Here is a 21,089-nt window from a genome sequence, read left to right as displayed (position 1 = left end):
GGTCCGAGTGGTTCACCACATGATCGCGCGGCGAAGTGAGACCCGTCATCCAGGGCCCGAGGAAGCCAACTGGTCTGCTGTGCAGCTCTTCTGGGAGAGCTGCACAGGTGGCAGACCATCAAAGTAGGAACCAGTCAAGGGAGTTCGTCCGGGCGGCCGAGGGGCGGTTCGGGGAAGCCTGTAGCGTGATTGGGAGTTCATCTGTCCGGCGCATTCCGGGCGGCGACCGTGGACGACCGGGCGAGAGAGACGGAACGGGAATGTTCAGCAAGAAGGAAGTGCATCTGATCGCGCTCAGCGATCTCGGCGACGCGCGGGACGCGGTGAGCCGGGCACTGTCGGACGCTCCCGCCGACGAGGCTCCCGGGCTGCGGCGCGCTGCGCGGATCCTGGACGAACTGGCGGAGCGGGGCGGGGAGCCGCGGGTGCGGTGGGCCCGGGGAATCCTGGAGCGCGACGGCGTGGACCCCGTCACCCACGAGGTGGCCGCCGTACGGGCCCTGCGCCAGGAACTGCCGGGCCTGAGCCTGCTGGCCGCCACCCAGCTGGCCCGAGAGGCGAAACTCTCCCAGCAGGCATGACGCCCGCCGGTCGCAGGTGACGCGCACTCAGGGTCCGCGTCGATCGACTCACTCAGGCGCGTGAGAGCCCCGCCGAGGTCCACTCCCGGCGGGGCTCTCCCATGCTTCGACATGCCGGAACGGAAACTCCGCCGCCGCGGCACTGGGCGCCGCACGGGCCGCCGCGCGCCGGACGAGGTGTGCCGACAGGCCCCGCACCTGGCTCGCGCTCACCCTGACCGGACGTGAGACGCTCGCCGGGCATCTGGCCGCGCTGGAGGCGCCGGCGGCGGCCGCCCGCCGGGCCGGAGCCGAGACGGCGGAGGCCGGTGGTGCCGACGGGGAACCGGCATAGGGCAGGCCCAGGCGCCGAACTCGGCCTCGTCCCGCCGGGGCCGGGCGCGAGATCGCCCGAACGCGGCGGCGTGCGCTACGGGCGACGGTGCGGGTGATCGGTATCGTCGCGGCGGACGGCACCTGTCGGCACACCTCGTCCGGCGCGCGGCGGCCCGAGCGGAGGAGGACGCCATGACCGATCCCCGGAACGGGGGGGGATTCCCTGCGGACGAGGAGGCGGGCCTGTCCGTCGCGTACGGCGACCACGGGCGGGCGGCCGACCAGGTTGCAGCCGGAAGCCATGGACAGGTGGTACGCGCCGGCCACGGGGACGGCGAGCAGGTCGCCGGGGCGTACGTCGGCGGGGAGGTCCGCCTCGGCGAGGATGTCGCCGGCCTCGCAGTGCCGGCCCACCACGGTCACCCGGGCCGGGTCCGCGATGCTGCGCCGACCGATCAGACGGGGGCGTAGCGGACGCCGTACAGAGCGGGGCGCGGGTTGTCGCTCATGCCCCCGTCGACGGCCACGAACACGTGCTCGCCGGTGTGTTTGACGGACAGGACGCGGTAGACGGCGATGCCCGCCGGTCCGGCGATGGCCCGCCCCGGTTCGATGATCAGGCGGGGGACGGGGAGCCCGGCCGTGGCACAGGCGTCGGCGAGTTCGGCGCGTATCTTGCGGGCCAGCCCGCGGTGAGGTCCAGGGCCGGCTCGCCGGGGCGGTAGGCGATGCCGTGGCCGCCGCCGAGGTCGAGTTCGGGCACGACCAGGCCGTGCTGTTCGTGGAGCCGGATCATGAGGCCGACCAGGCGTCGTACGGCGATCCGGTACGGCGTGACACTGGTGATCTGTGAGCCCAAGTGGCAGTGCAGGCCGGTGAGTTCGAGCTACGGCTGGTCGAGTGTCCGGGCGATGGCGTGCGCCGCGTAGCCGTCGGCGATGGACAGGCCGAACTTCTGGTCGACGGTGCCGGTGCGGATCTTCTCGTGGCCGCCCGCGCGGATGCCGGGCACCACGCGGACCATCACCTTCTGGTGGCCGTCCGGACCGACCGCGGCGGCCGGCCGGGCGATCTCGGAGGGGCTGTCGATGACGATGCGGCCGACACCCAGCCGCAGCGCGAGGTCCAGGTCGTGGGGGGACTTGGCGTTGCCGTGCAGCACGATCCGCTCGGGCGGGAAGCCGGTGGTGACGGCGAGTTCGAGCTCACCGGCGGAGCAGACGTCGAGGCCGAAGCCCTCCTCGTCCATCCAGTGGGCCATCGCGCGGCACAGGAACGCCTTGGCCGCGTAAAGGACTTCCGCCTCGGGGAAGGCGTCCCGGTAGGTGCGGCAGCGGTCGCGGACCTCGGCCTCGTCCAGGACGTAGACGGGGGCGCCGAAGCGGTCGGCGATCTCGGCGAGCGGCACGCCACCCACGGCGAGGTCGCCGTGCGGGACTTCGGTGGTGGAGGCGGGCCACACCGACAGGCCGACCTCGACGGCGGTGGCGGTGGCGGGGCCCGCCGCGACGGTGCCGGTGGCGACGGTGCCGGTGGCGGCAATGGCGGCGGTCGCGGCAATGACGGCGGTCGCGGTAGTGGTGCCGGTTGTTGTAGCGGCGGTCGCAGCGCTGGCGGCGCCGTCGATCGCGGCGGCGGGTTCGTGAACCGTGGTCATCGTGGCTCCTCTCAGGCGATCCGCAGCGCGGACATCTCGTGCGTGACCGGCCCGGCGGGTGGGACGGGGGCCGTCGGCCCGACCGGGAGGGGCGGCGTGACGCGTCCGGGCGCCGGGGCGGTGAACCGCGGGTGGACCGTGACGGTGGTGACGCCGAGCGGCGCGGTCAGCGCGCGCAGCGCGGGCTCGGCGAGCCGGATCCACGCCTGGCCCGAGCCGAGGGTGGCGGTCAGCCGGTGCTCGGAGGTGAAGCCGACGGCCGTTCGCCGGCCGAGGGGGGTGCGGAAGAGCCGGGCCGCGCACCCGGAGGGACCCGGCCGGACGGGTACGTACAGGGGTCCGGCCGGGAACCGATCGGCGGGCTCGGGGTCTTCGCCGTGGAGGAGTTCTGTCATGGGGTGCCTCCCGAAGGGCAGGGAGTGAGGGATCGGAGCTGTGGGACCCCGGACGCGGAGAGGCGGGCCGGGGTTCGCTGCCGACGTCATGCCCGGACCTCCCGGTGGCCGGACCGGTCCTGACGGGACGTTGACGAGGAGCTGGACGACATTGACGGGCCGCTGACACCGCTGGTCGGAGGGTGCCCGGCGGGCCGTCAGAGGGGCGCCAAGAACGGGCGCGCGGGCTGCCGGGAGCACGGACGCGGAGGTGAGATGGAGGCGGTCCCCCAAGGAATCGCCGGCCGGGAACGCTCGGCCGGCACGTGCGGAAGGTGAACGCGATGTCCGAGTCCCCTGAGCCCCCAGCCGCTCGCGTCGTCGTCGGAGTGGGCGACTCACCGGGGTGCCTCACCGTTCTGGGCCGGGCCGCCGACAAGGCCCGGCTCCGCGGCGCGGAACTCTGGCCGGTGGTCGCCTGGGAGCCTCCGGAGGGTGATCTCACCGCCCGCAGGTTCCCGGCCACGAGGGTCCTGGTCCCCGAGTGGGAGCGGCTCGCCGGGGAGAGGCTCACGGAAGCGCTGCGGGACGCGTTCGGCAACGCCGGCACCGGGCTGCCCGGGCGGGCCCTCGTCGTCCGGGGCGCCCCGGACCGGCGCTGGTGCGCGTCGCCGACCGGGACGGCGACCTCCTCGTCGTCGGCGCCGGCGGCCGGGGCCTGCTGCGCCGCGCGCTGTGGCCGTCGGTCGGCCGCCACTGCCTCGCCCACGCCGTCTGTCCCGTTCTCGCGGTCCCGCCCTCCCCTCTGGAGGCGGCGCTGACGGCCGCCCACCGCCGCAACACCCTGCGGCTGCGCCTGGACACCGGTGACCTGGAGCGGGAGAGCACGAACCCGAGGTAGATCCACGGACCGGCCCCGAGGTGGATCCACGGGCCGCCGCCGATACCGCCCCCGTCGGAGCCGCCGGCCACGCAACCGCGACTCCGCCGGGGGCGGCGTCCACGCCACTGGGACGCGTCCGCGGAGTCTCACCCGCCCGCCGGGCGGCCGACCTCATGACGACGGGAGCCGGCGGCCCGGGACGACTCCCGTGCCGCCGGCTCCCTTCGGGGCCGCGTAAGACCGTCACCGCTTCGCCGCGAGGTCCTTCAGCGCGATGTTGAGCTCCAGGACGTTCACCCGGGGCTCGCCCATGAAACCGAGGGTGCGTCCCTGTGTGTGGTCCTCGACGAGCTTCTCGACCTGGGCCACGGGCAGGCCGTTCTTCTCGGCGATCCGGTGGACCTGGAGTTCGGCGTAGGCCGGGGAGATGTCCGGGTCCAGGCCGGAGCCGGAGGAGGTGACCGCGTCGGCGGGCACGTCCGAGGGCTTCACCGTGTAGCCCGGGACCGAGTTGTCCTTGACGACGGCGGCCTTGGCGGCGAGCACCTGGGCGCAGAGCGTGCCGTCCTCGGGCTTGGCGGGGCAGGTCCCGTCGACCGCGCCGCTGTCGCCGGCCAGGTTGGTGGCGCCCGAGAGGATCAGCGTGTAGCGCGTGTTCATGCTGTTGGAGCCGAGCCCGTTGGCGGGGCGGCCCTGGAACCACTTGAGGTCGGGGTCCGGGGTCTCCTGGCCCTTCGTCAGCGGAAGGTTGTAGGCCTGGCCGATGAGGGAGGAGCCGACGACCTTGCCGTCGGCCTTGATCTCGGAGCCGTTCGCCTGGCTGGAGAAGAGGCCCTGGGCGACACCGGTGACGACCAGCGGGTAGATGACACCGGTCACCAGGGTCAGTACGAGCAGGGCCCGCAGACCCGCCCCCAGCAACCGGGCGGTGTTCACAAAGGAGTTGTTCATGTCCTTCACCTGATCCCGGGGATGAGCGAGACGATCATGTCGATGATCTTGATGCCGATGAACGGGGCGACCAGACCGCCGAGTCCGTAGATTCCGAGATTGCGGCGGAGCAGCTTGTCGGCGCTGACGGGCCGGTAGCGGACGCCCTTCAGGGACAGCGGGACCAGCGCGATGATGACCAGCGCGTTGAAGACGACCGCGGAGAGGATCGCGGAGTCGGGCGAGGACAGGTGCATGATGTTGAGCTTGTCCAGGCCCGGGTAGACGGCCGCGAACAGCGCCGGGATGATCGCGAAGTACTTCGCGACGTCGTTGGCGATGGAGAACGTCGTCAACGCGCCCCGGGTGATCAGCAGTTGCTTGCCGATCTCGACGATCTCGATCAGCTTGGTGGGGTTGGAGTCCAGGTCCACCATGTTCCCGGCCTCCTTGGCGGCCGAGGTTCCGGTGTTCATGGCCACGCCCACGTCGGCCTGGGCGAGCGCGGGGGCGTCGTTGGTGCCGTCGCCGGTCATCGCGACGAGCTTGCCGCCGGCCTGCTCCCGCTTGATGAGCGCCATCTTGTCCTCGGGGGTCGCCTCCGCGAGGTAGTCGTCGACGCCCGCCTCCTCGGCGATCGCCTTGGCGGTCAGCGGGTTGTCGCCCGTGATCATGACGGTCTTGATGCCCATGCGGCGCAGTTCCTCGAACCGCTCCCGCATGCCGTCCTTGACGACGTCCTTGAGGTGGATGACACCGAGGACCCGTGCGCCGTGCACGTCCTCGACGGCCACGAGCAGCGGGGTGCCGCCCGCCTCGGCGATCCGGTCCGCCAGGGTGCCGGCGTCCGCGGAGACCGTGCCGCCCTGCTCCCCGACCCAGGCGATGACCGAACCGGCCGCGCCCTTGCGGATCTTGCGTCCGTCGACGTCGACGCCGGACATGCGGGTCTGGGCGGTGAAGGCGATCCACTCGGCTCCGGCGAGTTCGCCCTGGTGGCGCTCGCGCAGTCCGTACCTCTCCTTCGCCAGGACGACGATCGAGCGGCCCTCGGGGGTCTCGTCGGCCAGGGAGGAGAGCTGGGCGGCGTCGGCGACCTCGGCCTCGGTCGTCCCCGTCACCGGGACGAACTCGGCGGCCTGCCGGTTGCCCAGGGTGATGGTGCCGGTCTTGTCCAGCAGCAGCGTCGAGACGTCACCGGCGGCCTCGACCGCGCGTCCGGACATGGCGAGCACGTTGCGCTGCACCAGCCGGTCCATGCCGGCGATGCCGATCGCGGAGAGCAGGGCGCCGATGGTGGTCGGGATCAGGCAGACCAGCAGGGCCACCAGCACGACCATCGTCAGGTCGGTGCCCGCGTAGTGCGCGAGCGGCGGCAGCGTGGCGCAGGCCAGCAGGAAGACGATCGTCAGCGAGGCCAGCAGGATGTTCAGCGCGATCTCGTTGGGCGTCTTCTGCCGGGCCGCGCCCTCGACCAGGGCGATCATCCGGTCGATGAAGGTCTCGCCGGGCTTCGTCGTGATCTTGACGACGATCCGGTCGGAGAGGACCTTCGTGCCGCCGGTGACGGCCGACCGGTCGCCGCCGGACTCCCGGATGACCGGGGCCGACTCGCCGGTGATGGCCGACTCGTCGACGGACGCGACACCTTCGACGACGTCACCGTCGCCGGGGATGATGTCACCGGCCTCGCAGACGACCAGGTCACCGATCGTCAGCGCGGTGCCCGGCACCTGTTCCTCGGAACCGGACCCGTCCTTCAGCAGCCGCCGGGCGACGGTGTCGGTCTTGGCCTTGCGCAGGGTGTCGGCCTGCGCCTTGCCGCGTCCCTCGGCCACCGCCTCCGCGAGGTTGGCGAAGAGGACGGTGAGCCACAGCCAGGCACTGATCGTCCAGCCGAACCAGTCGCCCGGGTCCTTGAAGGAGAAGACGGTGGTGAGCACCGAGCCGGCCCACACCACGAACATCACGGGCGACTTGACCATCACCCGCGGGTCGAGCTTGCGGAACGCCTCCGGGACGGACCTGATGAGCTGCCCGGGGTCGAAGAGACCGGCTCCGACCCGCCCGTCCGTGGGCTTGTGCGCGGTGGGGACGTCGCTGTGCGGCGCCCTGGTGGGTGTGGCTGTGGACATCGAGTCCTCTGCCTTCTCTGTACGGGTGGTCATCACGCGAGTCCTTCGGCGAGCGGGCCGAGGGCCAGGGCCGGGAAGTACGTGAGACCGGTGATGATGAGGACCGCGCCCACGAGCAGACCGGTGAACAGCGGCTTCTCGGTCCGCAGGGTGCCCGCGGTCACGGGGACGGGCTTCTGTCCGGCGAGCGAACCGGCCAGGGCCAGCACGAACACCATGGGCAGGAAGCGGCCGAGCAGCATCGCGAGCGCGGTCGTGGTGTTGTACCAGTCGGTGTTCGCGTTCAGGCCGGCGAACGCCGAGCCGTTGTTGTTGGCCGCCGAGGTGAAGGCGTAGAGGACTTCGGAGAACCCGTGCGCACCGGAGTTGAGCATCGAGTGCGGCGGCGTCGGCAGCGCCATCGAGGCCGCGGTGAAGACCAGCACCAGCGCCGGGGTGATGAGGATGTAGCAGGCGGCGAGCTTCATCTCCCGGCCGCCGATCTTCTTGCCCAGGTACTCGGGGGTTCGGCCCACCATCAGACCGGCGATGAACACCGCGATGATCGCCATGATCAGCATGCCGTAGAGGCCGGATCCGGTGCCGCCGGGGGCGATCTCGCCGAGCTGCATGCCCAGCATGGTGATACCGCCGCCGAGTCCGGTGAACGAGGAGTGGAAGGAGTCCACCGCGCCCGTCGAGGTCAGCGTCGTCGCCACGGCGAAGATCGACGAGGCGCCGACGCCGAAGCGGGTCTCCTTCCCCTCCGTCGCCCCGCCCGCGAGGTCGAAGGCCGCGCCGTGGTGGTGGAACTCGGTCGCCATCATCAGTGCGGTGAACCCGATCCAGATGGTGGCCATCGTGGCGAGGATCGCGTACCCCTGCTTCACCGAGCCGACCATCAGACCGAAGGTGCGGGTCAGCGAGAACGGGATCACCAGGATCAGGAAGATCTCGAAGAGGTTCGAGAACGGGGTCGGGTTCTCGAAGGGGTGGGCGGAGTTGGCGTTGAAGTAGCCGCCGCCGTTGGTGCCGAGCTCCTTGATGGCCTCCTGCGAGGCGACCGCACCGCCGTTCCACTGCTGCGAGCCACCCATGCTGTGCCCGTTGAAGAACTGCCCGACCTCGTGGATGCCGGCGAAGTTCTGGATCGCCCCGCACACCACCAGGATCACCGCTGCGACCGCGGCGATCGGCACCAGGATGCGCAGCGTGCCGCGCACCAGGTCCGCCCAGAAGTTGCCCAGCTCACCGGTGCGCGAGCGAGCGAAGCCCCGCACCAGCGCGACCGCGACCGCCATGCCGACCGCCGCGGAGACGAAGTTCTGCACGGCCAGACCTGCGGTCTGCACGACGTGACCCATGGTCTGCTCGCCGTAGTACGACTGCCAGTTCGTGTTCGTCACGAACGAGACGGCCGTGTTGAACGACTGCGCCGGGTTGACCGAGTCGAAGTGCAGCGAGCCCGGCAGCACACCCTGGAGCCGCTGGAGCAGATAGAGGAACAGGACGCTGACCGCGGAGAACGCGAGGACCGCGCGGAGATACGCCGGCCACGTCATCTCGGCGTCCGGGTTGGCGCCGATGCCCTTGTAGACCCACTTCTCCACCCGCAGGTGCTTCTCGGAGGAGTAGACCCGGGCTATGTACGTGCCGAAGGGGATGTAAACGAGTGCCAGCACGCCTATGAGGGCGAGCAACTGGAGGACGCCGGCGAGGACGGGGCTCATGCCGTCCGCTGCGACAGAAGCAGATGTCACAGTCAGAACCTCTCCGGGAAGACAAGGGCGAGGACCAGATAGCCCAGCAGGGCGACGGCCGCGATCAGGCCGACGACGTTCTCGGCGGTCACAGCTTCGTCACCCCCTTGGCGACGAGGGCCACCAGCGCGAACAACGCGATCGTGGTGACGACGAAGGCCAGATCGGCCATCGCGAACTCCTAGGGGAGGTTCGTATTGCATCGGACGATTAGAGGAAACCGCCGCTCAGGCCGGATGCGGCCGCCGTTGACGGCTCCCATACGGCGGCGCTCCCCGCCTTGACGGGACCCTTACGCCGACCCCCGATCCGTCCCGCCGATCGGGCCGCCGTCGCGGCAGGTCGACCGCCTCACGGCACCAGCGGGAGTGCGGCCGGAAACGGTGGGCCGCGCCCTCCACGCCGCCCGGCGTCGGCACCCGCGTAGGGAATCCGTCAGTATCCGCACCCCGGACGTCAGAAGTCCGTCAGCGAGGGGCCACGGCCCCTACGGCCCGCCTAGCGTCGGCCTCGTGGAGCGAAGGGGAGCGGCCGGCTCGGCCGGTGACCGGAATTGGCGGGCCGGCGCACGGCTCGCGGTGACGTGCGCGCTGCTGTTCTGCGCCATGGCCCTGCTCGTCGACTGGGACGCGGGGAGCCTCACCTCCCCGCGCGCCCTGCTGTGGCTCACGGTGTCGGCGGTGGTGGGCTTCGTCCTGCTGCCGCCCCGGGTGAGCGCCGGGCCCGGCCGGCTGGTGGTCCGCACGCCGTGGCGCCGGCACGTCGTCCACACGGACGCGCTGACGACCGTACGGCAGTTCGCCGGCGTCTCCTCCCACCTGGTGCTGCGGGACGTCCACGGCCACCGCGCGGAACTCGACCCCCGCGTTCTCATCGCGAACCCGTTGATCTGGCACGAACTCGACACCGGCGTGCGCCGCTCGATGGAGCGCGGCACCCTGCGCCAGGGCGCCGCGCTCCTCGACCGGCTGGGGCACCGGATCGACGACGAGACCGTGCGGGAGGTACTGCGGGCCTCGGGGCTCCCGCGCTGAGGGACCGGGCGACCGGGAACGTCGGTCCGGGGCCGCGTCGCGGCCTCACGCGGCCGGGTCAGGAGGCTCACGCGGCGGTGCCGCGGGCTCACGCCGCCGTGTCGTCGGCCTCCATGGTCATGCGGGCCACGTGGAGCGCCAGATAGGAGACCTCGTCCTCGCTCAGTTGGCGTCCCAGACGCAGCTCGACGATCGTCGCGAGCTGCTGCGCGGTGCGGGTCGCCTCCGGGTAGTACTGGCGGATGCCCTTCCCGATCGTGGACTCGTGGCCCTTGAGCTGGCGGCGCTGCTGGATCCGTACGAAGAGATAGCGCACGTGCGTGATGAACCGCGCCACGTTCATGGATTCGTGGGAGACGTCCAGCCCGTACCGCTCCCTGATGACGGCGAGCATCTGCTGGATGACCCCGGTCATCGTGTAGGTGAAGGACAGATCGCCCGAGACGAAGCCCGCGTTGACCAGGTGCAGGGCGAGCGGGGTCGCCTCGGAGGCCTCCAGTCGCGGGGTCACGTGCTCGTTGATGGCCTGGAGCAGGAGCTGTGCCTGGGCGTACTCCGTGGCGTACAGGGTCTGCACCTCGGCGCGCAGCGGGTACTCGATGACGATGCCCCGCGCGGCCCGGTCCAGCGCTCCGGCGACGTGGTCGGCGACCGCGATGGCGAGGGTGGGGCGGGTGGACTCGCGCCCCTCGATACCGGCGTCGCCGAGGGCGGTCACGACGGCCTCGAAGATCTCCTCGCTGATGAGGGCCATGGCCTCGGCCAGCCGGTCGGGGTCCGCGTCGGGGCCGGAGCCCGCCGTGGGGTCGCGGCCGTCGGCCGGGACGAAGACACGCTCGATGAGCGTGGGGTCGACGGGCTTGCCCTGGTGGGAGCTGAAGCCGATGCCGCGCCCGGTCAGGATGACCGGCTGGTCCTTCTCGTCGCTCGCGAGGACCACGTTGTTGTTCAGGACACGCACAGCCTTCACCGCCGGCCCTCCTTTCCGTCCGATCTCCATCGTCTCCCGAACACCGACGCGGCGCGTGCACGCTCCCTCTCGGGAGGCGTGCACGCGCCGGCTCGGTTGCGTCAAGGGCGGCTGATCACCGTCGCACGGTCACCACGGGGGTGCCGGCGGTGACGTCCTGCCCGGTGTGCGGCTCGACCGAGGTCATGTCCGCGGTGTTGAGGACGGTCATCAGGGTGACGGCCGGGTGTCCCGCGGCGCGTACGGCGGCGAGGTCGACCTCGGCGAGGAGGTCGCCGGCGGAGACCTTCTGCCCGGCCGCGACGCGCACGTCGAAGCCCTTGCCCTGCATCTTCACCGTGTCGATGCCGACGTGGATGAGGACCTCGACGCCGTTCGCGGTGCGGATGCCGAAGGCGTGGCCGGTGTCGGCGACGGTGATCAGCTCACCGTCGACCGGGGCGACGACGCGGCCGTCGGCCGGCTCGATGCCCACGCCCTCGCCGAGCGCTCGGGAGGCGAAGACCGGGTCCTCGACCTCGCCGAGGCCGACCACACGACCGGCGACGGGCGCCGTGAGTTCGAGGCCCTTCCCAGCGACGGGAGCCTCGTCGGCGACGGGAGTCCCGGCCGCGGTGGCGGCCTTCGCGACGGAACCGGCGGAGGCAGCGGCGGCGGCACCGACGGCGACGAGCTCGCGGTCGTCGGCCGCCACGGTCTGGGCCGGGACGACGGCCTTGTCGCCCGGGGCCGCCTCGGCCGCGTCGCGCTCGGCGTTGACCTGGGCGCGCTCCTCCTTGGTGCGGTAGTCCGCGAAGTACACGAGCGCCATCGAGGTGAAGAAGGCCGCCGAGATCGCGATGATGTACTTGATCATCGGGTCGAAGACCGGGATGGTCAGCAGCGAGGTGAAGGCGAAGGCCTTGGTGTTCACGCCACCCAGGACACCGATGATCACACCGCCGACGAGGCAACCGACGAGCATGCGCGGGTAGATCCGCTTGAAGCGCAGGTGGATGCCGTACAGCGAGGGCTCGGAGATACCGCCGAGCAGACCCGCGGCCAGGGCGCCCGTGGCGGTCTGGCGCATGTCCTTCTCACGGTGACGGACCGAGAGCAGCAGGACACCGGCGGTCGCGCCGAAGCAGGCGAAGTTCCACGTGCCCATGGGGCCCTGGATGAAGTCGTACCCGAGGGTGTTGATGTTCACGAGCATGAGCGCGTTCAGCGGCCAGTGCAGACCGAGCGGCACCAGGAACGGGTACAGCATCGGGATGACGATCGCGAAGACGATCGGGGCGTTGCCGTTCAGCCAGGAGAGGCCCGTGCCGAGGCCGTTGCCGGCCCAGACGCCCATCGGACCGATGAGGAACGCGGTCAGCGGGATCATGATCAGCATGCTGAAGAACGGTACGAAGACCATCTGCACGTTCTCGGGGAAGATCCGCTTCAGGCCCTTGTAGACCAGGGCGAGCAGGGCGACCATCAGCAGTGGCACGAACACCTGGCCGCCGTAGTCGTTGAGCTGCATCGGCAGCCCGAAGACGTGCGCCACGGACTCCGAGGTGCCCAGCGTCGTGTTGGTGGTGGTCGTGACACCGGGGGTCTTGGACCCGATCATGCCCGTGAAGTTCGGGGTCATCACCGCGGCCATCACCGTGGCGCCGACCCAGGGGTCGATCTTCAGCTTCTTGGCCGCGTTGTAGGCGACCATGATCGGCAGGAAGTACAGCACCGAGCGCCACATCGAGTCGACGAAGACCCAGGTGGCGGACTTGTCCGCGGACCGGAAGTCGACCAGGCCGAAGGCGTCGAGCATGGAGGCGATCGCGATGATCAGGGAGGCGCCGAGCAGCACGCCGAGGAGCGGACGGAACGAGTCCGAGAGGTACTCGAAGAAGTTGTCGAGCCACGCGAAGCGGCCACGGCCCTTGGCGCGGATCTCGGCCTTCACCTCGGCGTCGGACGGCGGGCGGGGCGTGGCGCCGCCGGTCATCGACGGCAGGTTCATGAGGTCCGAGTAGACCCCGGCGACGGCTCCGCCGATCACGATCTGGAAGCGGTCGCCGGACTGGGGCACCGTGCCCATGACGCCGTCGAGGGCGTCGAGGGCGGCCTGGTCGACCTTCTCACCGTCGCGGAGCTGGAAGCGCAGGCGCGTGGCGCAGTGCGTGAGGCTCTCGATGTTCTCGGAGCCGCCGACGCCACTGAGGATCTTCTCCGCCAGCGCACCGGGTGTGGGTGTGTTCATGACGCGTCCTTGCATCCCTGATTCTTGCGATCCTGCTTCGGTCCGCGATCTCTGACGCACGGACCGAGGCAACAAAAAAGGCCCGGGGAGCGCACGGGGCGCCACCCAGGCCTTGCCTCCCTCAAACCGGACGCCATGGCGTCTTCGTAGGGAGTAACAATCCTGCGATCGAGATCGATCGGAAATGACTATAGCAGCGCGTGGGCGGGCTCCGACGGCGTTCGTGACCATCACCACGCGACCACGCGACGGGCACTCGGCACCGGGCGCCACGGGGCGGCGCCGGACACCACGGGGCACCAGCCGGCCGCGCCGGACGGCACCGCGCGGCGCCGGAGCATTCTGCCACCTTCCGGCTCGATGCCCGGACGGGGGACCTGTCGATTGAAACCGTTCAATGTTCGGGCACGCGAACCGGCCGATTCGACTGATGACACGGATAAGCATGGCCGATTTCCGGAAAATACCGCCGCACTTGTTGACCGCCACCTCCCCCGCCCCTACCTTCACCGCCGTGAAACGATTCATAACTCCTAGGTGAGGGGCCCCAGTTGATCAGCAGGAGGAACATCCTGGCGGGCGCGGCCGGCGCGGCGGGTGTCGTCGCGGCGACGGCCGCCGGAGCGGGACCGGCCTCGGCCGCGCCCTCGTCGGCGGGGCCGCGCGCCCGGCGCGCGGCCCCGCGCGTCACCGCTCCGACCGTCGAGTACGTCGAGCACCCGCTGGGGCTCGACGCACCACACCCCCGGCTGAGCTGGCCGATGGTCTCGGACGCACCGGGGACGCGGCAGAGCGCGTACCGGATCCGCGTCGCCACCAGCGCGTCCGGTCTGTCCCGGCCCGACGTGTGGGACAGCGGGAAGGTGACGTCCGACCAGTCCGTCCTCGTCCCGTACGCCGGTCCCCGGCTCGCCCCGCGCACACGCTACTTCTGGTCCGTGCGGGTCTGGGACACCGACGGCGCGGCCTCCGGCTGGAGCGCGCCGTCCTGGTGGGAGACCGGTCTCCTGGACACGCCGTGGTCGGCGGAGTGGGTCTCGGCTCCTCCCGCCCTCACGGACGCGCCCTCCCTCGAGGGCAGCGCCTGGATCTGGTTCCCCGAGGGTGATCCGGCGAGCAGCGCCCCGGCGGCCACGCGGTGGTTCCGGCGGGTCGTCGACGTTCCCGACGGTGTCACCGCCGCGAAGATCGCCTTCAGCGCCGACAACGTTTTCTCGCTCTCGGTCAACGGCGGCGAAGTGGCCCGTACCGACCTGGCGACCGAGCACGAGGACTGGCGCCGTCCGGCCGTCGTCGACGTCCTCGGACGGCTGCGCCCCGGACGGAACGTCCTCGCGGTGGAGGCGGCCAACGCGACGGTGGGGCCCGCCGGCCTGGTCGGTGTCCTCACCCTGACCACCGCCTCCGGCGAGCGGCGGATCGTCACCGACGCGTCCTGGCGGACCACGGACACGAAGCCCGCCGACGGCTGGCGCGGGGACGGCTTCGACGACGGCGGCTGGCCGGCCGCCAAGGTGGCCGCCGCATGGGGCGCGGGCCCCTGGGGCAGAGTCGTTCCGGCGTCGTTCGCCGCGAACCAGCTCCGCCACGCGTTCACCCTGCCCGGCAGGAGAGTGGCCCGCGCGCGCCTGTACGCGACGGCCCTCGGCCTGTACGAGGCCCACCTCAACGGGCACCGGGTGGGCCGCGACCAGCTCGCCCCCGGCTGGACGGACTACCGCGAGCGCGTCCAGTACCAGACCTACGACGTCACCTCCCTCCTGCGGCCCGGGGCCAACGCCATCGGCGTCTGGGTGGCGCCCGGCTGGTACGCGGGAAGCGTCGGCATGTTCGGACCCCACCAGTACGGTGAACGCCCGGCGCTGCTGGCGCAGTTGGAGGTGGAGTACGCCGACGGGACGAGAGAGAGCATCGTGTCGGGCACCGACTGGCGGGCCGCGGCCGGACCCATCGTCGCGGCCGACCTGCTGAACGGTGAGACCTACGACGCGCGCGCGGAGACGGACGGCTGGACCTCCCCCGGCTTCGACGACCGGACCTGGCTCGCCGTCCGCGCCGCCGGGGACGCGGCGCCCGGCCGGATCGTCGCGCAGCTCGACGGCCCGGTGCGCGTGGCCGCCGAACGGCCCGCCGAGAAGGTGACCGAACCGGCCTCGGGCGTCCACGTCTTCGACCTGGGCCAGAACATGGTCGGCTCGGTCCGGCTGCGCGTCTCGGGCGAGGCCGGAACGACCGTGCGGCTGCGTCACGCCGAGGTCCTCAACCCGGACGGCACCCTCTACACCGCGAATCTCCGCTCGGCGGCGGCGACCGACACGTACATCCTCAAGGGGGGCGGCGAGGAGACGTACGAGCCGCGCTTCACCTTCCACGGGTTCCGCTACGTCGAGGTCACCGGGTTCCCCGGGACTCCCTCGGCGGGGGCCGTGACGGGCCGCGTCATGCATACGTCGGCGCCCTTCACCCTGGAGTTCGAGACCGACGTTCCCCTGCTCAACCAGCTTCACAGCAACATCACTTGGGGCCAGCGGGGCAACTTCCTCTCCGTCCCCACGGACACGCCCGCGCGTGACGAGCGGCTCGGCTGGACCGGTGACATCAACGTCTTCGCCCCCACGGCCGCCTACACCATGGAGTCGGCGCGCTTCCTGGCCAAGTGGCTCGTGGACCTGCGCGACGGCCAGACCGCCGAGGGCGCGTTCACGGACGTGGCGCCCATGGTCGGGACGGTCGGCAACGGGGTCGCGGGCTGGGGCGACGCGGGCGTCACCGTCCCCTGGTCGCTGTACCAGGCCTACGGGGACCGGCAGGTCCTGGCCGACGCCTGGCCGTCCGTCCGGGCCTGGCTGGGCTACCTGGAGCGCCACAGCCAGGGCCTGCTGCGGCCCGCGGACGGCTACGGCGACTGGCTGAACGTCTCGGACGAGACGCCGAAGGACGTCATCGCCACCGCGTACTTCGCGCACAGCGCCGACCTCGCGGCCCGGATGGCCACCGCGCTCGGCGAGGATCCCGCGCCCTGGGCCGGCCTGTTCGACCGCGTCCGGGAGGCGTTCCGGAACGCCTACGTCGGCGCCGGCGGGACCGTGCGGGGCGACACGCAGACGGCGTACGTGCTCGCCCTGTCGATGAACCTCGTTCCGGACGCCCTGCGCACGGCGGCGGCCGGACGGCTCGTCGACCTGATCCGCGCGAGGGACTGGCATCTGTCGACGGGCTTCCTCGGCACACCCCGGCTGCTCCCGGTCCTCACGGACACCGGGCACACCGACGTCGCCTACCGGCTGCTCCTTCAGCGTTCCTTCCCGAGCTGGGGCTACCAGATCGACAAGGGCTCGACCACGATGTGGGAACGCTGGGACTCCGTCCGGCCCGACGGCAGCTTCCAGACCCCGGACATGAACTCCTTCAACCACTACGCCTACGGCTCGGTGGGCGAGTGGATGTACGCGACGGTCGCCGGCATCTCGCCGGGCGGGCCCGGCTACGGGGAGATCGTCGTCCGTCCCCGGCCGGGCGGCGGCGTCACCTCCGCGCGGGCCACGTTCACGTCCCTCTACGGCCCGGTCTCCACCCGGTGGCGACAGCGCTCCGACGGCTTCGACCTCACCTGCGCCGTGCCCGCCAACACCACGGCCGAGGTGTGGATCCCGGCGGCCGGCCCGGACGCGGTCACGCACACCGGCGCCGCCCTCCTGCGTACGGAGGACGGCTGCGCGGTGTACCGCGTCGGCTCCGGCAGCCACCGGTTCACCACCTGACCGGGAGCCGCAGGAACAGCTGAAGCGGCAGAGGGGCCGAACGGACCGGGCCGGGCGAGGTGGTCACGGTGGACGCGACGCCGCTACGGCGTCGCGTCCACCGTGACCGGGAGCTGCTCCTCGTGCCGCTGCCGGCCGGTCCTGAACTGCGTGCGGTACAGCTCCGCGTAGCGCCCGTCCGCCGCGAGCAGATCCTCGTGGGTGCCCCGCTCGACGATCTCGCCCGCCTCGACGACCAGGATCAGGTCGGCCGCCCGTACCGTCGACAGCCGGTGCGCGATCACCAGGGCGGTGCGGCCCTCCAGCGCCTCGGTGAGCGCCTCCTGGACGGCCGCCTCCGACGTGTTGTCGAGATGGGCGGTGGCCTCGTCCAGGATGACGACGCGCTGACGGGCCAGCAGCAGCCGGGCGATGGTCATGCGCTGGCGCTCGCCGCCGGAGAGCCGGTAGCCGCGCTCGCCAACCACGGTGTCGAGCCCGTCGGGCAGGGACCGTACGAGCTCGTCGAGACGGGCCCGGCGCAGCACGTCCCACAGCTCGTCCTCGGTCGCGTCCGGCCGGGCGAGGAGCAGGTTCTCGCGGACCGAGTCGTGGAAGAGGTGCCCGTCCTGGGTCACCATGCCGAGGGTCGCGCGCATCGACGCGGCGCTGAGCTCGCGGACGTCGACGCCTCCGATGCGCACGGCGCCCGCGTCGGTGTCGTACAGCCGCGGCAGGAGTTGCGCGATGGTCGACTTGCCGGCACCGGAGGAGCCGACGAGCGCGACGGTCTGGCCGGGCTCGGCGCGGAAGGAGATGCCGTGCAGGACCTCGTCGCCGCCTCGGGTGTCGAGGGCGGCGACCTCCTCCAGGGAGGCGAGGGAGACCTTGTCGGCGGACGGGTAGGCGAAGCGGACGTCGTCGAACTCGACGGAGGCGGGATCGTCCGGGAGCGTGCGGGCGTCCGGCTTCTCCTCGATGAGCGGCTTCAGGTCGAGCACCTCGAAGACGCGCTCGAAGCTGACCAGGGCGCTCATGACCTCGACGCGCGCCCCGGCCAGTGAGGTGAGCGGCGCGTACAGCCGGGTGAGCAGCAGCGCCAGTGAGACCACCGCGCCCGGCTCCAGGGTGCCCCGCAGGGCGAACCAGCCGCCGAGCCCGTAGACGAGGGCGAGCGCCAGGGCCGAGACCAGGGTGAGGGCGGTGATGAAGGCGGACTGCGCCATCGCCGTACGGACACCGATGTCCCGCACCCGCCGGGCGCGCGCCGCGAACTCGGCGGACTCCTCCCCGGGCCGCCCGAAGAGCTTGACGAGGGTCGCGCCGGGCGCGGAGAAGCGTTCGGTCATGCGGGTGCCCATGGAGGCGTTGAGGTCCGCGGCCTCCCGCTGGAGCCTGGCCATGCGGCTGCCCATCCGCCGGGCGGGGAGCACGAACACCGGCAGCAGGACCAGCGCGAGCAGGGTGATCTGCCAGGACAGGGTGAGCATCACGACCAGCGTGAGCAACAGGGTCACGACGTTGCCGACGACGCCGGACAGGGTGTTGCTGAACGCGCGCTGGGCGCCGATCACGTCGTTGTTGAGTCGACTGACGAGCGCTCCCGTACGTGTACGTGTGAAGAACGCGACCGGCATGCGCTGCACATGATCGAAGACAGCCGTGCGCAGATCGAGGATGAGCCCCTCGCCGAGCGTCGACGAGAGCCAGCGGCCCAGGATCCCGAAGGCCGCCTCGGCGAACGCGATGACGGCGATGAGCACGGAAAGACGCACGACGGTGCTCTCGTCCCCGTGGGCCACGATGGTGTCCACGACGTGCCCCGCGAGCACCGGCGTCGCGACGGCCAGCAGCGCCGTCACCACACTGAGGAGGACGAACTGCGCGATACGACGGCGGTGCGGGCGGGCGAAGGCGGCGATGCGGCGCAGTGTCGCGCGGTCGAAGGGACGACGCTCCTGTTGGGCGTTCATGACACTGTGCAACTGTGTCCAGGCTGTGGTCTCCATGCTCATGGGAGAGACAGTAGGACCTCAAGCTTTGTTGAGGTCAACGGATCGGGGCGGGAGCACTCACGCGGGTGGGCCTCCCCCGGCGCCCGGGGCGCGGCGCGGGCCGCGCGTCCCACGGCTTGCCCCGCGTGTCAGCCTCCGTCCCCGCGCCCGCAACCTCGCGTTGGTGCGGCGTGGAAAACCTCTCGAGATGTGACAGCCGTACGACTTCCCCGGGCGCTGCCCCGGCTCCCCCGCCTCCTCACCCTGCGGCCCGCCGTCCGGCCGGTCCTGTGCCTGATCCCGCTCGCACTGGTCCTCGTGGTCGCCGTACGCCACCGGTCCGTGCTCGCCGAGGGCTTCGGTCATCTGAGGTCGGCCGAGTGGCCCTGGCTCGTCGCCGCGGCCGCCGCGACCTGTCTGACCTGGGTGGCCGCGGCCGTGACCCGTCAGGGCGCGGTCATGGAACGGCTGCCGGCCCGGCGCCTGCTGGCCACGCAGTTCGCCGCGGGCGCCGCGAACCACCTGCTGCCTACGGGGCTCGGTGCCGGGGCGGTCAATCTGCGGTTCATGACGGTGTGCGGGGTGCCGCTGGCCCGCTCCTCGGCCGCGCTCGCGCTGTATCTGCTGGCCGAGGCGGTCGCCCGGCTGACCCTGCTCGTCGGCCTGCTGATCGCGTTCCCCGACGCATTGCGGGTCGACGGCCTGATACCCGACGGCGCGACCGGGCCGCTGCTCCTCGGCGTCGGCGTGGCCCTGTGCGTCGCGCTGGCCGTGCTCGTTCTCGTGCGAAGGCTGCGCACGGCCGTCCTCTCCTTCCTGCGCACCGCCTTCGGTGAGGCCCGCTCGGTGCACGCTCGCCCGTCCCGCGCCTTCGCCCTGTGGGGCGGCTCGCTCGCCTTCCCGCTGCTCCAGGCCGCCGGACTGGCCTCGGTGGGACGCGCGCTGGGCCTCCCGGTGTCGCCCACGCACATGATGATCGCCTACCTGGCGGCGACGATCGCGGTCGCGATGGTGCCGACGCCCGGCGGGCTCGGCTCGGTGGAGGCCGCGCTGATCGTGGCCCTGGTCGCGGCGGGCGGCCCGGTGGGCGTGGCGACGGCGGTGGTGCTGGGGTACCGGATCATCACGGTGTGGGTGCCGCTGCTGCCGGGTGCGCTCACCCTCGGCGCGCTGGTCCGCTGGAAGGTGATCTGACCCGGTCCTGCGGCCCGGTCCGGAGCGGGTCCGGAGCGAGGGGGCAGGAGCGCGTCCGTCCCGGGGTCGTGCGGTGCGCCGCATGCTGTGATACCGAGGAGTAACCACGGCGTGCGGTGTGGCGCGCCGGCCGCCGAAGGGACAGCGCGATGCCGGTCCGCAGCGAACGTCAGGGTCACGTCACCACGATCGTCCTCTCCCGGCCCGCGGCCCGGAACGCGGTGGACCGGCCGACCGCCGCCGAACTCACGGACGCCTTCCGGAAGTTCGAGGCGGACGAGACGGCGCGCGTCGCCGTGCTCTGGGGCGAGGGCGGCACCTTCTGCGCGGGCGCGGACCTCAAGGCCATCGGCACCGAGCGGGGGAACGAGGTCGCCGAGGAGGGTGACGGGCCGATGGGGCCCACCCGGCTGCGACTGACCAAGCCGGTGATCGCGGCGGTCGCGGGGCACGCCGTGGCGGGCGGTCTGGAGCTGGCGCTCTGGTGCGATCTGCGGGTCGCCGAGGAGGACGCCGTCTTCGGGGTGTTCTGCCGCCGCTGGGGCGTGCCGCTGATCGACGGGGGCACGGTGCGGCTGCCCCGGCTCATCGGCACGAGCCGGGCGATGGATCTGATCCTCACCGGCCGTCCCGTCGGCGCCCGGGAGGCGTACGAGATGGGGCTCGCCAATCGTGTCGTCCCGGCCGGCCGGGCCCGCGCCGAGGCCGAGCGGCTGGCCGCCGAGATCGCCGGCTTCCCGCAGGCCTGTCTGCGCAGCGACCGGGCCTCGGTCCTCGATCAGGAGGGCCTGGTCGAGAAGGAGGCCATGCGGACCGAACTCCGGTACGGCATGGGTGTGCTGGAGGAGAGCATGGAGGGCGCGGCGCGCTTCGCCTCCGGCGCGGGACGCCACGGCGCCTTCGGCGAGGGGTGACACCGGCGGGCGGGTGTGCGGCGGCGGTCGCGGTTCCGCCGTTCCGCGGTTCCGGTCCGGTGGGTGGGTCGGGGCCGTGCCGGTGCATCAGCCCGTCGCCGTTGGACGGAGACGTGGCCGTCGGTGGCGACGGGCATCGATGTACCGGCACGGCCCCTCGCGCTGGATTCCGGCTGCGGGTGTGTGGTGGTCGGGTTCCGGCTGCGGGTGTGCGGTGGCCGGATCGGGGTGTCAAGGGCTGTTCTCTGTAGGGCTGGTGACGGAGAGGCAGGGGGATGCGGCAGGATGAGCCGTCTCCCCGGACGACGGCTCACGCCCGTCCGGGCATGATCGCGTTCCCGGATTCGAGCAGGTGGCAAGTGACGACACAGCACATTCGGCCCGTGGGCCCTCATCCCG

14 protein-coding genes and 1 pseudogene are annotated in these 21,089 nt (G+C 71.9%); 6 read left to right on the top strand and 9 right to left on the bottom strand.

Annotated features, from left to right (window positions below; genetic code table 11):
• Positions 1–260 precede the first annotated feature (260 nt).
• Positions 261–581: a hypothetical protein gene (locus ACIQ7M_RS02995; RefSeq protein WP_403638998.1), complete on the top strand. Its 321-nt coding sequence runs from the start codon at positions 261–263 to the stop codon at positions 579–581.
• Between the two features lie 531 nt (positions 582–1,112).
• Here ACIQ7M_RS02995 and lysA read toward each other — a convergent pair.
• Both lysA and ACIQ7M_RS02985 read right to left on the bottom strand, forming a co-directional pair.
• Positions 1,113–2,364 (bottom strand): annotated as a pseudogene (gene lysA, locus ACIQ7M_RS02990) (diaminopimelate decarboxylase); the annotation flags it as partial.
• 200 nt (positions 2,365–2,564) lie between these two features.
• The gene (locus tag ACIQ7M_RS02985) at positions 2,565–2,948 is read right to left on the bottom strand and encodes an SAV_915 family protein (RefSeq protein WP_403638996.1); all 384 of its coding nucleotides are present in this window, start codon (positions 2,946–2,948) and stop codon (positions 2,565–2,567) included.
• A gap of 640 nt (positions 2,949–3,588) precedes the next feature.
• On the opposite strand from ACIQ7M_RS02985, the gene ACIQ7M_RS02980 reads away from it, so the two are divergent.
• Positions 3,589–3,828 carry a universal stress protein gene (locus tag ACIQ7M_RS02980; protein WP_403638994.1) on the top strand — a complete coding sequence of 80 codons (240 nt, stop codon included), beginning with the start codon at positions 3,589–3,591 and terminating at the stop codon, positions 3,826–3,828.
• A gap of 225 nt (positions 3,829–4,053) precedes the next feature.
• Here ACIQ7M_RS02980 and ACIQ7M_RS02975 read toward each other — a convergent pair whose 3' ends face one another.
• Genes ACIQ7M_RS02975 through kdpF form a run of 4 tightly spaced genes read right to left on the bottom strand, consistent with a single transcriptional unit; the run spans position 4,054 to position 8,706 of the window.
• The gene (locus tag ACIQ7M_RS02975; RefSeq protein WP_403638992.1) at positions 4,054–4,761 is read right to left on the bottom strand and encodes a potassium-transporting ATPase subunit C; all 708 of its coding nucleotides are present in this window, start codon (positions 4,759–4,761) and stop codon (positions 4,054–4,056) included.
• Positions 4,762–4,766: 5 nt separating this feature from the next.
• Positions 4,767–6,908: a potassium-transporting ATPase subunit KdpB gene (gene kdpB / locus ACIQ7M_RS02970; RefSeq protein ID WP_403638990.1), complete on the bottom strand. Its 2,142-nt coding sequence runs from the start codon at positions 6,906–6,908 to the stop codon at positions 4,767–4,769.
• Complete coding sequence (gene kdpA / locus ACIQ7M_RS02965; RefSeq protein ID WP_403639250.1) at positions 6,908–8,584, bottom strand: potassium-transporting ATPase subunit KdpA; 1,677 nt, start codon at positions 8,582–8,584, stop codon at positions 6,908–6,910. The genes kdpB and kdpA overlap by 1 nt, the downstream gene beginning before the upstream one ends.
• Before the next feature lie 32 nt (positions 8,585–8,616).
• On the bottom strand, positions 8,617–8,706 hold the full coding sequence (gene kdpF / locus ACIQ7M_RS02960) for a K(+)-transporting ATPase subunit F (protein WP_403638988.1): 90 nt from the start codon (positions 8,704–8,706) through the stop codon (positions 8,617–8,619).
• Between the two features lie 420 nt (positions 8,707–9,126).
• On the opposite strand from kdpF, the gene ACIQ7M_RS02955 reads away from it, so the two are divergent.
• Positions 9,127–9,648, top strand: a complete 522-nt coding sequence (locus ACIQ7M_RS02955; protein ID WP_403638986.1) for a hypothetical protein — start codon at positions 9,127–9,129, stop codon at positions 9,646–9,648.
• Positions 9,649–9,736: 88 nt separating this feature from the next.
• On the opposite strand, the gene ACIQ7M_RS02950 is transcribed toward ACIQ7M_RS02955, so the two are convergent.
• Together ACIQ7M_RS02950 and ACIQ7M_RS02945 are read right to left on the bottom strand one after the other, a co-directional pair.
• Entirely contained in the window at positions 9,737–10,618 is an 882-nt protein-coding gene (locus ACIQ7M_RS02950) for a PRD domain-containing protein (protein ID WP_389840297.1), read from the bottom strand.
• A gap of 115 nt (positions 10,619–10,733) precedes the next feature.
• Positions 10,734–12,848, bottom strand: coding sequence for a glucose PTS transporter subunit IIA (locus ACIQ7M_RS02945; protein WP_403638983.1), 2,115 nt, complete (start codon positions 12,846–12,848; stop codon positions 10,734–10,736).
• Positions 12,849–13,399: 551 nt separating this feature from the next.
• On the opposite strand from ACIQ7M_RS02945, the gene ACIQ7M_RS02940 reads away from it, so the two are divergent.
• Complete coding sequence (locus ACIQ7M_RS02940; protein ID WP_403638981.1) at positions 13,400–16,609, top strand: alpha-L-rhamnosidase; 3,210 nt, start codon at positions 13,400–13,402, stop codon at positions 16,607–16,609.
• Positions 16,610–16,692: 83 nt separating this feature from the next.
• On the opposite strand, the gene ACIQ7M_RS02935 is transcribed toward ACIQ7M_RS02940, so the two are convergent.
• Positions 16,693–18,597 carry an ABC transporter ATP-binding protein gene (locus ACIQ7M_RS02935; RefSeq protein ID WP_403639248.1) on the bottom strand — a complete coding sequence of 635 codons (1,905 nt, stop codon included), beginning with the start codon at positions 18,595–18,597 and terminating at the stop codon, positions 16,693–16,695.
• A gap of 195 nt (positions 18,598–18,792) precedes the next feature.
• Between ACIQ7M_RS02935 and ACIQ7M_RS02930 the strand changes: the two genes are divergently transcribed.
• Together ACIQ7M_RS02930 and ACIQ7M_RS02925 are read left to right on the top strand one after the other, a co-directional pair.
• Positions 18,793–19,776: a YbhN family protein gene (locus tag ACIQ7M_RS02930; RefSeq protein ID WP_403638979.1), complete on the top strand. Its 984-nt coding sequence runs from the start codon at positions 18,793–18,795 to the stop codon at positions 19,774–19,776.
• 149 nt (positions 19,777–19,925) lie between these two features.
• Positions 19,926–20,690 (top strand): crotonase/enoyl-CoA hydratase family protein, encoded by a 765-nt coding sequence (locus tag ACIQ7M_RS02925; RefSeq protein ID WP_403638977.1) that lies wholly within the window; start codon positions 19,926–19,928, stop codon positions 20,688–20,690.
• Positions 20,691–21,089: the final 399 nt, after the last annotated feature.

Origin of the sequence: Streptomyces sp. NPDC096324, assembly GCF_044763015.1 — a bacterium.
GTDB lineage: Bacteria > Actinomycetota > Actinomycetes > Streptomycetales > Streptomycetaceae > Streptomyces.
The sequence above is the reverse complement of the archived record's forward strand: the minus strand, read 5'-3'. Positions and strand labels throughout refer to the sequence as shown.